Annotated in this window: 12 protein-coding genes; 6 read left to right on the forward strand and 6 right to left on the reverse strand. The window is 35.1% G+C overall.

All coding sequences use genetic code 11. The features are described from left to right. The first annotated feature begins 64 nt into the window (after positions 1-64). The 6 genes from IW16_RS17620 (at position 65) to gcvP (ending at position 7,997) form a co-directional block, all read left to right on the forward strand. On the forward strand, positions 65-2,074 hold the full coding sequence (locus IW16_RS17620) for a S9 family peptidase (RefSeq protein WP_034747343.1): 2,010 nt from the start codon (positions 65-67) through the stop codon (positions 2,072-2,074). Between the two features lie 242 nt (positions 2,075-2,316). Continuing rightward, positions 2,317-2,895, forward strand: coding sequence for an RNA polymerase sigma factor (locus IW16_RS17625; protein ID WP_034747346.1), 579 nt, complete (start codon positions 2,317-2,319; stop codon positions 2,893-2,895). 13 nt (positions 2,896-2,908) lie between these two features. Next, a complete protein-coding gene (locus IW16_RS17630) occupies positions 2,909-3,241 on the forward strand; it encodes a hypothetical protein (protein WP_034747349.1) in 333 nt (110 codons plus the stop codon). Between the two features lie 90 nt (positions 3,242-3,331). Further along, positions 3,332-3,589 (forward strand): hypothetical protein, encoded by a 258-nt coding sequence (locus IW16_RS17635; RefSeq protein WP_034747354.1) that lies wholly within the window; start codon positions 3,332-3,334, stop codon positions 3,587-3,589. 236 nt (positions 3,590-3,825) lie between these two features. Next, entirely contained in the window at positions 3,826-4,473 is a 648-nt protein-coding gene (locus tag IW16_RS17640) for a J domain-containing protein (RefSeq protein ID WP_034747357.1), read from the forward strand. Positions 4,474-5,138: 665 nt separating this feature from the next. Further along, positions 5,139-7,997 (forward strand): aminomethyl-transferring glycine dehydrogenase, encoded by a 2,859-nt coding sequence (gene gcvP / locus IW16_RS17645; protein ID WP_034747360.1) that lies wholly within the window; start codon positions 5,139-5,141, stop codon positions 7,995-7,997. A 75-nt stretch (positions 7,998-8,072) separates the two neighbouring features. Here gcvP and IW16_RS17650 read toward each other — a convergent pair whose 3' ends face one another. From IW16_RS17650 to IW16_RS17675, 6 genes are all read right to left on the reverse strand, one after another. Continuing rightward, on the reverse strand, positions 8,073-8,855 hold the full coding sequence (locus tag IW16_RS17650; protein ID WP_034747363.1) for a hypothetical protein: 783 nt from the start codon (positions 8,853-8,855) through the stop codon (positions 8,073-8,075). A gap of 523 nt (positions 8,856-9,378) precedes the next feature. Further along, positions 9,379-9,528: a hypothetical protein gene (locus IW16_RS17655; RefSeq protein WP_223878189.1), complete on the reverse strand. Its 150-nt coding sequence runs from the start codon at positions 9,526-9,528 to the stop codon at positions 9,379-9,381. A gap of 284 nt (positions 9,529-9,812) precedes the next feature. Further along, positions 9,813-10,778 carry a DUF4062 domain-containing protein gene (locus IW16_RS17660; RefSeq protein WP_034747369.1) on the reverse strand — a complete coding sequence of 322 codons (966 nt, stop codon included), beginning with the start codon at positions 10,776-10,778 and terminating at the stop codon, positions 9,813-9,815. A 228-nt stretch (positions 10,779-11,006) separates the two neighbouring features. After that, the gene (locus IW16_RS17665) at positions 11,007-12,464 is read right to left on the reverse strand and encodes a S41 family peptidase (RefSeq protein WP_034747372.1); all 1,458 of its coding nucleotides are present in this window, start codon (positions 12,462-12,464) and stop codon (positions 11,007-11,009) included. Between the two features lie 460 nt (positions 12,465-12,924). Then, positions 12,925-13,182, reverse strand: a complete 258-nt coding sequence (locus IW16_RS17670) for a hypothetical protein (protein WP_034747375.1) — start codon at positions 13,180-13,182, stop codon at positions 12,925-12,927. 119 nt (positions 13,183-13,301) lie between these two features. Further along, positions 13,302-13,832, reverse strand: coding sequence for a hypothetical protein (locus tag IW16_RS17675; protein ID WP_034747388.1), 531 nt, complete (start codon positions 13,830-13,832; stop codon positions 13,302-13,304). Positions 13,833-13,859: the final 27 nt, after the last annotated feature.

Below are 13,859 nucleotides of genomic sequence, written 5' to 3' on the forward strand. Positions count from 1 at the left end.
GCGTCATATTGTGTAGAAGGCCTACTATTTAAGTAAATATTATAAATTATAAAAGACATGAGTTATGAATCTAAATACTAAAATTTTTGGTGCGGCTCAAATCGTACTTTCAGCCATTATGATCAATGCACAGACTTCCACGGCTAAACTGCCGGGAGACCCCACACTTCCAACTTCTAAAGCTAATCTTGAGAAAATGATTTCTTATGATAAAGGGAGCTTTAAATATAAAGTAGAAGATTATTTTGCCAGACCGAATGCATCACAGTTTAAAATCTCTCCTGACGGACAGTTTCTTTCCTACAAAGAAAAAGACAAAGACAAAAAGAACCACGTCTATGTAAAAGAATTGAAGACCGGGAAAATTACTAAAGCTATCGTTGAAAAAGAGGACCTTATCAAGAGCTATGGCTGGCTTGACAAAAAGCGTCTTTTCTTTACTCAGGATAAAGGAGGGAATGAAAATATCCATCTGTATGCTGCAGATATCGACGGTAAAAACCTTAAAGATTTAACTCCTTTTGACGGAATTACATTAGGATCTGTAAGATTGATAAAGGATACAGAATTTGTGGTATTGACCATGAATAAAAACAATAAGCAGATCTTTGAACCTTATAAAATCAATTTCAATACAGGAGAAATGACTCAGCTGTATGAAAATAAGGATGTCAACAGTCCTATTGATGATTATATTTTTGATAAAGATGGCAATCTCAGAGGGTATATCGTTCTTGAGAACGGCCTGATAACAAAGACCTATTATAAAGATTTGCAGACAGGTAAATTCAACCTGATTAAATCTACAGACTGGAAAGATACCTTTAGCATCATAGGACTTAACGAGAATTCTAAAAATAAGGATGAAGCTTATGTAGCAACCAATCTGGACAGCGACAAATCGAGAATTGTTCTGTATGATCTAAAGAAAAATGCGCTAATTAAAGAAGTATATTCAAATCCTGTATTTGACGTAAGTTCTATACAGGTGGCCGGTAAAAACAGAAACTATGAACTGGACTATATCAGCTATGACGGTATTAAAAGCGAAACGGTTCCGGTAAGTAAATTCTATAAAGAAATAGATGACAAACTAAAGTCTGAATTTAAAGATAAACAGTTTTCTATCGTTTCTTCGGATGACAATAATGACAAACTTTTGGTGTATGTAGGAAGTGATAAACTTTATGGAGCTTATTACGAATATGACACCAAAAATAAAAAAGTAAATCTTCTTTACAACCTGATGCCTCAGCTGAAAGAAGAGGATATGGCTGAAATGAGACCTATCGAATTTAAAAGCAGAGATGGATTAACAATCCGTGGATATATAACCCTTCCAAAGGCTGCTGTTGACGGTAAAAAAGTACCTTTAATCGTAAACCCTCACGGAGGTCCTCAGGGCATCAGGGATCAATGGGGATTCAATCCTGAAACTCAGCTTTTTGCAAGCAGAGGATATGCAACCCTTCAGGTGAATTTCAGAATTTCAGGAGGTTACGGAAAAGAATTCCAGAAAGCAGGATACAAGCAGATCGGAAGAAAAGCAATGGATGATGTGGAAGATGGAGTAAAATATGCCATAGAACAGGGTTGGATCGATAAAGATAAGGTAGCGATCTACGGTGGAAGCCATGGAGGATATGCGACTTTGATGGGATTGATCAAGACTCCGGACCTGTATGCCTGTGGGGTAGATTATGTGGGAGTGTCCAATATTTTCACATTCTTCGATTCTTTCCCTGAATACTGGAAGCCGTATAAAGAAATGGTAAAACAGATTTGGTATGACCTGGATAATCCTGAAGAGGCAAAAATTGCCAAAGAGGTTTCTCCTGTTTTCCAGATTGACAAGATCAAAAAGCCTTTATTCGTAGTACAGGGAGCTAACGATCCAAGAGTGAATATCAATGAATCTGATCAGATTGTAAAAGCTATGCGTGCAAAAGGATATGAAGTGCCTTATCTGGTAAAATATGATGAAGGACACGGATTCGGAAAAGAACAGAACAGACTGGAGCTGTATAAATATATGTTGGGATTCTTTGCAGAAAACTTTAACAAAAGCAAATAAGAATCTGTAATAACGGTAATAAATAGGAACGGGAAGTGCAATGCTTTCCGTTTTTTTGTGAGTGGAAGTTAGACGTTAGAAGTGGGATCTCAGGGAAAGAAAAGATGAAAATATTTTTATAACAGACTTTCATTAATTCTGTTTACGAACCTGCAACCCCCACCCAGAAACAAAATTCCAGCAATCAATAATTTTTTTTAAATTTATTAAAGTAAAACCAAAAGGCAGATCGTCATAGCAATATGGAGGTTGTCGAAGAAATAGCAATGCCACAGGAGGAGAAAGCAAGTATCATCTCACAAACCGTTTCAAAGTACGGAGGAAAGCTGATGTCTTATATTCGTCCGAAAGTGAAAAACACAGAAGATGCGGAAGATATTCTGCAGGAAGTCTGGTATCAGTTCAGCAGCATTACCAATCTTTCTGAGATTGTAAACGTTGGTGGATGGTTATATAGAGTAACGGCCAATAAAATTACGGACAAGTACCGTAAGAAGAAAACCGAGAATCTTGAAGATTTCGTGTACGAAGATGAGGATGGAAGTTTTTCGATCAAGGATATCTTATTACTGGACGACAGCGCAGGGCCCGAAGTCAAGATGTTTCAGGATGAAATATGGAAAAAACTCTTTGAAGCACTGGATGAACTTCCGGAAAAACAGAGATTGGTGTACGTAGAAAACGAACTGAATGACAAAACTCTGCAGCAGATCGCTGATGAACAGGGAGAAAATATAAAGACGATTATCAGTAGGAAAAATTATGCTGTGAAGCACTTAAGAAACAGACTGAGAAAATTATACGAAGATTTAAATAGTTAGTAAAGAAGAAATTATGAATCATAAACACAAAAAAGGCTGGATTTTTTTATTCTTATGTCCGCCATTGATCTTGTTAGCCGTTACATTTATTGTAATGTCGCTTTGGAACTGTCTGCTTCCTGAGATCCTGGGTGTAAAAACTATTACATTCTGGCAGGCAATGGGAATACTGGTCCTAAGTAAGATCCTTTTTGGAGGTTTCCATTTCGGAAAAGGAATGAAAGACTTCAAAGAGAGAAAAATGAGACAGAGAATGGCTGAACTTTCTCCTGAAGAAAGAGAGAAATTCAAAGAAGTTTGGAGAAATAAATGTTCAGGCGGATTCTTCAACAGAAACAACGGATAATTTAAAAATTTTAAGAAGTAGTAAAGTAAAATTGAAATTCATCCGTCTATATAAAAAACAAGAAGTAGTAAAATTTAAAATTTTGAAAAAATGAAAAATTCAGCATTAAAAGGAGCTCTTGGAGCATTAGCCGTTGTGGGTGTAGCGTTAATCGCTAAAAAAGCTATACAAAGAAAAAGATTTATCAAAGGTATCTTTAATGAATACGGAATCAAAGAAAGATCTCCTTTCGGGCTTGCAGATAAGATCAGAGAAATGAATGATGAGCAGTATCAGGAACTGAAAGGAAAATTCAAAAAGGAATTCGCTTCAAGATGCTGCAGAAAGGACAATACTGTAGAAGCTTAAGTCCTGATTAATTGAAATTGTTTAGTTCCGGCGCGGGAAGCTTTGCTTCCCGCGCCGGAACTTTTTTTTGCAGCAATGGCAAATTAAAGAATGCACCGACTGTCCGGATACGATGAGTATTTTGATGTTTGCAAAGTGTGCAGACAAAACCTTTACATTTTACCTAAACAGAACCTTATATTTTATTCTTTAGAAGTAATTATAAAAAAAATAAATTCTTATTTTTGCATAGCTCAATGAAAGATTACTACTATTTTCTCGGGATTTCTCCGGATGCTTCAGAAGAAGACATCAAAAAAGCCTATAGAAAGTTATCTTTAAAATATCATCCTGATAAGAATGACAATGACGATTTCTTTGCAGCGCGGTTTCGCGAAATTCAGGAAGCGTATGAAATATTGAGTGATTCCGGAAGGAGACGTACCTACGATCAGAATTTAGAAAACCATCAGAAAAGCTTCAGATATAATATTCCGCCTTCTATCAAAACGTTTACGGCGAATAAAATTCATGCAAAAAAAGGGGAGGAGATCATCATTAACTGGCAGACGAGCAATGCTGATGTGGTGAAGGTTCTGCCTTTCGGGTTGGAAAAACCATTTGGAGAAAGGATCTTTAAGATCACAGAATTTAAAGATGGGAAATTTCAGATTCTGCTTCATGCAACGAACTCTCTGCTTCATAAAACCGCAGTACAGGGAATCACGATTACGGAAGTTTTCGAGAATGATGCTGCTCAGTTTAAAAGCAGCGTAGAGGAAATGTTTAAGCCTCAGCCAAGAACAAGAATAAATAAATCCGGTCAGCCAAAAATCATGATGCTGATCTGGGGAGTGATTATCTTGGTGCTGGCAATCTATTTTTTATTCAGGAATTCTGGCTAGTTTAAGCCATCTTTTTTCTTCCCGGACATTTTTTACATCTTTTCCCTTTCTTGAATTTCTTACAGCAGGATTTCTTTTCACAATACATATCTTCATTATTAAATGCAAATACAGGAGCTAAAGGCGGTACTTTAAATGGGACAATCATATTCATGTTGCAAATATATTAATTTAGAATAAATATAATTAATAAAATTTCATAAAAGTTACAAGGTCTGTTGATCAGCGTGTTCGCTGTTTATTAAGCACATTATTTTTGACGGGAAATGGAGAATAAACTAAATATTGATTCCCCAAAAACAAACAGATCGGGATTAAAAAAGGACAAAATCCTTACGATCCTGAGATAATAAAAAGCTGAAATTTTAGATTTGTTCGGGTGAGTTTAAAATAATGAATTGGTGAATTACTAAACTTAAAGGGGTAAACTGTGTGTATTTGTTGGAACAATTGGCTTATGTGTTGCCGATTTCATAAAGCCAAACAAAAAGATGCAGATTAAAGAGTCGGTTACTAGGTTATTAACGAATAGTTTGTGTGTCATTATCCTTGTTTACAGGTATTGATTTTTGGTTGCTGAATTGGCAATTTTGAACTGTTGTACAGTCGTTTAAAAAATTGTAATTTTACGAATCTTTTTTACGAACAAAATCTAATAAATAAAAATGAATACAGAACAGTTTGTGAGCCGTCACATTTCCCTTAATGAAGCCGATAAACAGGCGATGTTGGAAAGATTGGGCGTTTCAAGTATTGAAGAACTAATTTCTCAAACGATTCCTTCTTCTATCCGATTAGAGAAAGATCTTGAGATCTCTGCACCGCTTTCAGAATACGAAATGCTGAACCATTCGAAAGATTTGGCATCGAAGAATACTGATTATACGAGCTACATTGGTTTTGGATACCACAATACACTTTTGCCATCAGCTATTCAGAGAAATATCTTTGAAAATCCAAGCTGGTATACGGCGTATACTCCTTATCAGGCTGAAATTGCACAGGGAAGACTGGAAGCTCTTCTTAATTTCCAGACTGTAGTGTGTGACCTTACAGGATTTGGACTGGCTAATGCTTCTCTTCTGGATGAATCTACTGCCGCTGCTGAAGCGATGCACATGTTCTTCAACAACAGAACGAAGGATCAGAAGAAAGCCAACGCAAATAAATTCTTCGTTTCCGATCTTGTTTTACCTCAAACCGTTTCAGTTTTGAAAACCAAAGCTGAAGGTTTAGAAATCGAAATCGTGGAAGGTGATCACAAAACGCACCAGTTTGACGGAAGTTATTATGGCGTTTTATTACAGTATCCTGGGAAAAACGGTATCGTTTTAGACTATACTGAGGATATCGTAGACTATAAAAAATTAGATCTGCAGGTGGTTGTGGCTTGTGATCCGATGGCTTTGGTTAAGCTGAAATCTCCGGCTTCAATGGGTGCTGACTGTGCCGTTGGAACTTCACAGAGATTTGGTATTCCATTAGGTTACGGAGGACCTCACGCAGCATTTTTCTCTTGCAGAGAAGATTACAAAAGAGATATTCCGGGAAGAATCATCGGAGTTTCTCAGGACATGTACGGAAAACGTGCATTGAGAATGGCACTTCAAACAAGAGAGCAGCACATCAAAAGAGAAAGAGCAACTTCCAATATCTGTACTGCACAGGTACTTCTTGCTGTAATGGCTGGAATGTATGCGGTGTACCACGGTCCGAAAGGATTAAATTATATCGCTGATCAGATCCACTTTAAAGCAAATGCTTTGAAAAATGGTCTTAAAGCATTAGGATACCAGGCGGTAGAAGAGCCTATCTTCGATACGGTGAAAATCGTAATGACCGAAGATGAAAAGGGAAGATTGATGAGAATGATGCTTGATCACAGACTTAACCTGAACTACTTTACAGAAGGAGTGGTAAGTATCGCGATCAACGAAAGTACGACATTGGAGAAATTAAACTATCTGATGGCTTCTTTCGCTCAGTTCAAGGACAAGCAGACTTTCAAATTAGAAATAAAAGAAGGATACAGTATTCCGGAAGAATTGTTGAGAAAAGACGAAATTCTTACGGAGCAGGTATTCAACAAATACCATACGGAAACGGAATTGATGCGTTACATCAAGCGTCTTGAAAGAAAAGACTTATCATTAACGCATTCTATGATTTCTCTTGGATCTTGTACGATGAAGCTGAACGCAGCAACTCAGATGCTTCCACTTTCGTGGGCAGACTGGGGTAGTGTTCACCCATTTGTACCGGTAGATCAGGCAGGAGGTTATCAGGAAATGATCGCTGAACTTGAAAAAGACCTTGCTGAAATCACTGGTTTCGCAGGAACTTCATTACAGCCAAACTCCGGAGCTCAGGGAGAATACGCAGGACTAATGGTGATCAGAGAATATCACATTTCAAGAGGTGAAGGCCACAGAAATGTAGTATTGATCCCGCAGTCTGCACACGGGACTAATCCGGCTTCTGCAGCAATGGCAGGGATGAAAATCGTTGTTGTTAAAAACCTTGAAAGCGGAGAAATCGATTTCGAAGATTTAAAAGCTAAAACAGAACAGCATTCTGAGAATTTATCTTGTGTAATGATCACGTATCCGTCTACATACGGATTCTTCGATGCCAACATTAAAGAAATTACAAGTCTGATCCACGAGCACGGTGGTCAGGTATATATGGACGGTGCCAATATGAACGCTCAGGTAGGATTCACAAGTCCTGGAAACATCGGAGCAGACGTATGTCACCTGAACTTACACAAAACTTTTGCCATTCCTCACGGAGGTGGAGGTCCTGGAGTTGGTCCAATCTGTGTCGCTAAACACCTGGTTCCATTCCTGCCTTCCAATGCGAATATCAGAATCGGTTCTAAAGAAGCGATCGAAGGTATTTCTGCAGCGCCTTACGGTTCTGGTCTGATCCTTAACATTTCTTATTCTTACATTAAGATGTTGGGAACAGACGGATTGAAAAAAGCAACAGGACACGCGATCATGAATGCAAATTATCTTAAGGAAATTTTAGCAGAGCATTTCCCTATTCTTTATTCAAACGAGAGTGGAAGAGTAGCTCACGAATGTATCGTAGATTTCCGTCAGTTCAAAACTTTAGGAATTGAAGTAGCTGATGTAGCGAAGAGATTGATGGATTATGGATTCCATGCTCCAACCGTTTCTTTCCCTGTGGCAGGAACATTAATGATCGAGCCTACAGAATCTGAAAGCAAGTCTGAAATCGACCGTTTTGCAGAAGCATTAATCTCCATCAAAAAAGAAATCGATGAGATTGCTAACGGAGAAGCAGATCAGGCTAATAACGTACTTAAAAACGCTCCTCACACTGAGCAATTGGTGATCTCGGATTCTTGGGATAAACCATACAGCAGAGAAAAGGCAGCTTATCCATTAGACTGGGTAAGAGACCACAAATTCTTCGCTTCCGTATCCAGAGTTGATGAAGCTTATGGAGACAGAAACTTAGTATGTACTTGTGAGCCGATTGAAGCTTATATGTAATTAGAATTTTTTTCTTTATATAAAATAAACCCTTCTCATAACTGAGAAGGGTTTTATTCTTTATTCAATTCAATTTTAATTAGCTACATAATAAAAATAATTGTCCACTATCTTTTCAGATTTCATAATTTCAAATAACAAATTATCTTCTTCCATTTGATTTTTAGGATTAAAATAAAAACCATAGGAATTATCCGTGAATCCATCGACTAAATAAAAAATACCTTTTGAAGTTTTAACTGCGCAATATATATTAAGCTCATTTAATAGCTTTAAAATTTGATTTTGTTGTTGTGAAAATTTGAAATTAGTCTTAATCTTAGTTTTGGATGAAATAGGATAGGGTGAGTATTTAGGAATGATATAGCTCCAATAGATATTGTTTTCCTTAAATACAGCATCAATTTTTTGAATAGTATTTTGATTAAGAAAAATTTTATCAGAAGATTCCATAATCAAGTGAGAAAGATTGTTGAAATTTTTAATATTAAGCTTGAAATGATCATTTAATTTACTTTTATTTTGAACACCTTCATTCAGAAATTTGTTTGGTTTACTCATGGATTCTTCTTCGGATAATCCATATTTAGTTGAAAAAGCCCCCCAAATAAAATTAGGAATTTGGCTGGAAGTATAAATTGAATCCAATGCCTCAACTTTTTTTGTTGCCAATGGACGCATATCCCATTTTGAAAAAGGTTTAGAGTTGACAAGAAATTCTTCTAATGATGTAGATTCTTTATCGATAGTATTGCTTAAATATTCAAATATCTCTATGTCAAACTTTTTTTCAATGTTTTTTTGTCCTGAAGCTAAGATTGATGTCAAAGCTAAGAATAAAACGATATATCTTTTCATAGGTTGGAGCTATTTGGAAATTTGAGTGTATTGTACAGGTGGTTGTGGGCAATTTTTAAATGTAATATTTGAGTTGATATTGATTGCCTGTTCTTCATCAAAATTTTAGAATGCTTCTATAAGTATCTTTAAAATTTCAGATAACTTTTAAGCGCAGGATATTCAATGGTTTATTTCTGTTAAGTTAACCTTATTTTAATCCAAGTCTAAAGCAAAAGCTTACTGCTTGATTCCTAACAGTTCTCTGAATCTCTTTAAATTTATTTCCTGATGTATTTTTCGTTTCATTTGTCGTTTTTTGAAAGCTTAATATTGTAAGTATACAATAGTAAAGATAGAAAATTGTGCTGAATTGGAGAATTTTCCTCAATGTTTAATCTTAATTTTCCATTGATTTATTCGCCTTTTATAATAGAATAGGAAGTCAAGCCAAATGAAGATTATATATAATCATCCACAATAAATATAAAACACCCGTTTAGAATTCTAAACGGGTGTTTTTTTTAAATTATTTTTTATCATACTATCTTCTACGATAGCTGTATGCTACAAGAAGTGCAACAGCCATGGCACCAAAAGTGACCATTGAAACTGTTTTGATTGATAGCTCACTGTCTTTTACTGATGATGTATTTTGAGATTTCTCACATGAAGACAGGAATACTGCTGTCATGAATAGACAGCCAAAGAGTAATTTTTTAATCATACATGTATTTGTTTGGTTATTAGGTTTTTATGAGCAAAAAAAGTGCCGTGTATTCTGTTTAGTTAAGATTTCTATATGCGATGAATAGGAAGCAAAGTTGTGTATTTCCTAGTTTATGATCACAAATCCTTCTTCATATTTGTTTTTTACCAAATATGTTTATTGAAACAACCGTAATGTTTACTTTACGGTTGTTTCATCTTTTAATGTCCAAAGTCAGTAGGCTTTGCGGATTAGGTAATTAATACAGATTAAAATGGTAAATCGTCATCATCTTCATCGTCTTCAATAGAATAGTCAATATTTTCGGCATTCCAATCGGTTCTTCTAATAAATTTCAGTTTATCATCATCATCAAAAATTTCATGATTAATTAATAATGTGTAAATTTTTGCCTTTTGCCTTTTGACAAACAAATAATAATTTTCTAGGTCCTTCTCCCAATTAGGGTCTTCTAATTTGAAAAATCTAGCTTTTAGTAATGCTGTTAAGTCATTAAAACCTTCAATGTAAAAATTATACGGAATATCTAAAATAGCTTTTAAGTCCTCAGTAAAGGGATGGTTAATCATTAATATTTTATTGATCTCATCATCTTTGTCCTTATTCTCATCACTAAGAAAGTTTACTAATTTGTTGAGTGTTTGTGCTGTTTTCTCTAAGTTCTGAATTAGTGATACTTCTCTAATTCTTGTTTGCTCTTCCAAAAATCTTTGAAATAATCCAGCAAATTGTTCTTTAAGATACCTTGTGATTTCCGAGGCTGTTTCAAAACCTTTAATATTATTATTGTTTGGTAAAGATTTTATTTCCTCAATAAAATGATAGATTCTAACATCATCAGTATATTTAAACACGATATCATTTTCTTTATTTATAAGATAGGTTTCATATTCTGAAAGTACATTTTTATCAATAAAAATATATACTTGTTTTTGTTCCTTAAGAGCTGTCTTAAGTTCAATTTGTGAAATAGAATTGCTGCCTCTCTTAGATTCTGTTCCAAATCTACCTCCAATGATTGATACCAAAATATCAATGCTTTTAATTTCTTTATAGCAATATTCTTCTAAAGCTTCATCTTTTCCGTAAGGAATATTCCCTTCCTCATTTCTAATTATATCATAACCCAAATTATCAATAAATATATCTAAATCATTTCTAATTTGTCTTAAATCGTAAAATGTTGAACTTAAAAATATTCGAGGTTTAGCCATTGTAAATACATTTAATGCAAATATAATATGTTTTGAATCGGTTAGAACTTATAATTAAGAGTTTTTTATTGAGCAAGTTTAATGTTTGTTTTTAAACGCAATTTCATTTATAGTCTTATCCCACAAATATGGCGAAAAAACATCACAATCCCTTACGGAAAACCATAATTACAAACTAAAAACCCTTATCAAAAAGAAAAGGGCTTATTATTTACAAAAGAATCAATTTCATTTTCCATTCAGTACCGAATTCACATAATCCGTCCACTCATATAGCGGGATGCTTCTGTCCAGATAAAAGTCAGGCTGTAACCCTTTTCCATCGATCGTAAAATCGGGAATGCGCATACTTCTTGAAAGCGAATACCCCAATTCAAATTCCTTACAGGGAGAAGGAACATAATACATATTGGAAACATCTAAAACTCCAAATGTAGTCGTTCCAAATAATTTCACTTTCTTACTTTGCTTGGCTGCCAGTAAAAACTGTTCGTCCGTACTTCCGTTTCGCTGATTAATGATAATCCCTACATTCTTAGGATAAGGATGAATGGTGTCGAACTTTGTAATACTGAATACATTCTCATTAAGGTTAACAAATTTTCCCTGTTGTTTGTCCAAAGTATTAAAAGCGGTTTGGGCCCATTTTTTATCCTCTTCACCGAATTTGTATTCAGGCTTGTTGATGAAATCCAGCATTCGCTGGTTGTTCAGTTTTGTAGATAGATATTCTACACCTACAGTTCTGATTGGATTGGTATAGATCAAAGGCAGGATGTTGCTGTAACTGGAATCGCTTCCTCCGGTTCCGTTTCTGATGTCAATGATCAGGTTTTCTGTTGAAAGAATTTTATCTTTGTTTGCCGCAATTACACTGTCAATTTTTGTTTTCTGACCAGCCTGAAAAGACGGAATTCTCAGATAAAGAGTGGTCTCATTTATTTTTTCGATATAAGGTTCAGTGGCATTTATCGATTTGAAATATTGAGAATATTTTGGATCATCTTCAACTTTTGGATAAACTCTTGACAGGCTGAAATCCCCGATTTGTAAATGGTTTTTTCCTATTAATGCAATCTCTTTAGATTCCACTCCGGAATGATCACGCATATAATACACAGAACTCATTTTGCCGTCTGAGGAATTGATTTTCAGTTTCACCTGTCCTTTCGTCCAGGTTTCTGCCCCGGATTCTATGATGAATCCTACATACTGATCTCCTTTCTTTTTAATTCCAACAGTATAAGGTTCGGTATACCATATTCCTTCATAGTCGGCTGTTTTCTTTTTATCAAGATACTTCTTGAAATCCTGAGTCTCTACGGACAGGGTTTCCCAATTGGCAAATTGGTTGTTTGTTTTTTCAGGAGTATTCTGTTTTGGAGATTCTTTTTTAAGAGGTCTGATAGCCACATGTCCGGAACGGAAAAAAGTGAGCCATTCATTCAAAATTGGAGCACATTCACTGAATGTTTTAGCTGATTTTACTTTTTCTGATATGGTTGTATTATGGGCTTCGTAAGCCTGAGTACTTTTTTGTTTTAATGCATATTCAAAACCGGCATCGTTTTGTTCAAAAGTCTTTTTTACCCATTCATAATTCTTTGTGCAATCGCAATTCTGGGCATATACTGACGTTGTTATGGTAAATAAAGACGAAATCAATACGGCTTTTAAGTTCTTCATTGGTTCAATTTATAAGATAAGGACATCTGACAGACTTGAAATATTACATGGCATTTTTACTTTTTTACCTGTTGCCATCAGCATTAAAGGTAATGGAGCAAGTCAATCCGGATTAGTCGGTGCTAAAAATAAATAAATATCCAATGAAAAGCAATATGTAATTCAATATACAATGAAATCAATACTTTTTAAAGAAAATCTTTAACAAATACGCTTAAGATTAAGTTTTGGTCTCCCTATGTATTAACTTTTTTTTCCATTGAATTTCGACATATTTTGTACAGTCATTTTTCATATCCTCACAGCCATCAAGTAAAATGGCTGAACCTCCATTTTTTATTGCGTTTTTCACGATATCATAAGTTTCTTTGGCTTCTTGAGGACCTGGTCCGGCTCAATTGAATACAATATTTTTAGACTTTGAGAGGGTCGCATATATAGAGAGTTATTTTCTGAGACTTCAAGGAAGTATATTGACTTTTGTTTTCTCATTGATCCATTGAGTCTCATCAATTTTTGTTGCGTATGGGCTGTCTGAATTGGTATTCTTTTTTAAGTATTCTCCAACTGTTACCGGGTAAAAAAATCTTCTGATTTTTGGTTCAAAAAAATGTTCGGCAAATGTCAGATGTTGATGAACTGTTACATTTTCATTTTTGTGTCCTGCCGTAAAAAATGTCTTTAAGAAACATTTCTGTTTTGTTGAAATGGGCTCCACTGAACAAATTTAAAACGACAATTTCACCGGAGTTCAAGTCAAATGGTGTTATATAAAACGTATCGGTCTCTATTCCCTTATTTGCGATGAGCATTCTTTTATTATTTCAAATTACCATCTTACCATTTTGCACCAAAAGCAACAATCACAAAATAAATGAAAAGCATGATAATATTGGTCACAAGGTTGACTATAAAAAATGGTTTCAATGATCTCCATCCTTTCTGTTTTGTTTTCAATGAAAGCCAATAAAAAGGAAATTCAATGACTAAAGTAGCTAGAAAACTGCATAGAAATCCAATAAAGAAACCTCCCAGTTCATATTCGCCTACTCTTGATTTAATACCCCAAAAATCCGGATAGCCATTTAATAAAGAAAAGTGAGGGGCAATGAAGTAATAGCCTGCAAACATAGAAATGTAGTTAGCTGCAATGATCAGCCATTTTCTGTTCTGTAAGTTAAATTTGTCCAGAAGAAGCTTGCTTTCAAATGCTCCGATGATAAAGTTGATCCAGGTCAAATGTAAGAAGCTGAACCAGATCATGGGAGAACCTGCATTGGCCAAAAGAAAATTGGGAATTAATAAGAGAAATATCAGTAGGTAGTTTGGGGAAACGGTCTTTATCATATCATTAAAATGGATAAGCATGAATTTTGAATGGGGCAGTGTATCGTT

The sequence above is a fragment of the Chryseobacterium vrystaatense genome, from assembly GCF_000737765.1.
Taxonomy (GTDB): domain Bacteria; phylum Bacteroidota; class Bacteroidia; order Flavobacteriales; family Weeksellaceae; genus Chryseobacterium; species Chryseobacterium vrystaatense.

Coding starts and splice junctions, on each gene's coding strand:
- IW16_RS17660 (WP_034747369.1), bottom strand. CDS start 10,778: ATGGCTAAACCTCGAATATTTTTAAGTTCAACATTTTACGATTTAAGA.
- IW16_RS17675 (WP_034747388.1), bottom strand. CDS start 13,832: ATGCTTATCCATTTTAATGATATGATAAAGACCGTTTCCCCAAACTAC.
- IW16_RS17620 (WP_034747343.1), top strand. CDS start 65: ATGAATCTAAATACTAAAATTTTTGGTGCGGCTCAAATCGTACTTTCA.
- IW16_RS17640 (WP_034747357.1), top strand. CDS start 3,826: ATGAAAGATTACTACTATTTTCTCGGGATTTCTCCGGATGCTTCAGAA.
- IW16_RS17655 (WP_223878189.1), bottom strand. CDS start 9,528: ATGACAGCAGTATTCCTGTCTTCATGTGAGAAATCTCAAAATACATCA.
- IW16_RS17625 (WP_034747346.1), top strand. CDS start 2,317: ATGGAGGTTGTCGAAGAAATAGCAATGCCACAGGAGGAGAAAGCAAGT.
- gcvP (WP_034747360.1), top strand. CDS start 5,139: ATGAATACAGAACAGTTTGTGAGCCGTCACATTTCCCTTAATGAAGCC.
- IW16_RS17630 (WP_034747349.1), top strand. CDS start 2,909: ATGAATCATAAACACAAAAAAGGCTGGATTTTTTTATTCTTATGTCCG.
- IW16_RS17635 (WP_034747354.1), top strand. CDS start 3,332: ATGAAAAATTCAGCATTAAAAGGAGCTCTTGGAGCATTAGCCGTTGTG.
- IW16_RS17650 (WP_034747363.1), bottom strand. CDS start 8,855: ATGAAAAGATATATCGTTTTATTCTTAGCTTTGACATCAATCTTAGCT.
- IW16_RS17665 (WP_034747372.1), bottom strand. CDS start 12,464: ATGAAGAACTTAAAAGCCGTATTGATTTCGTCTTTATTTACCATAACA.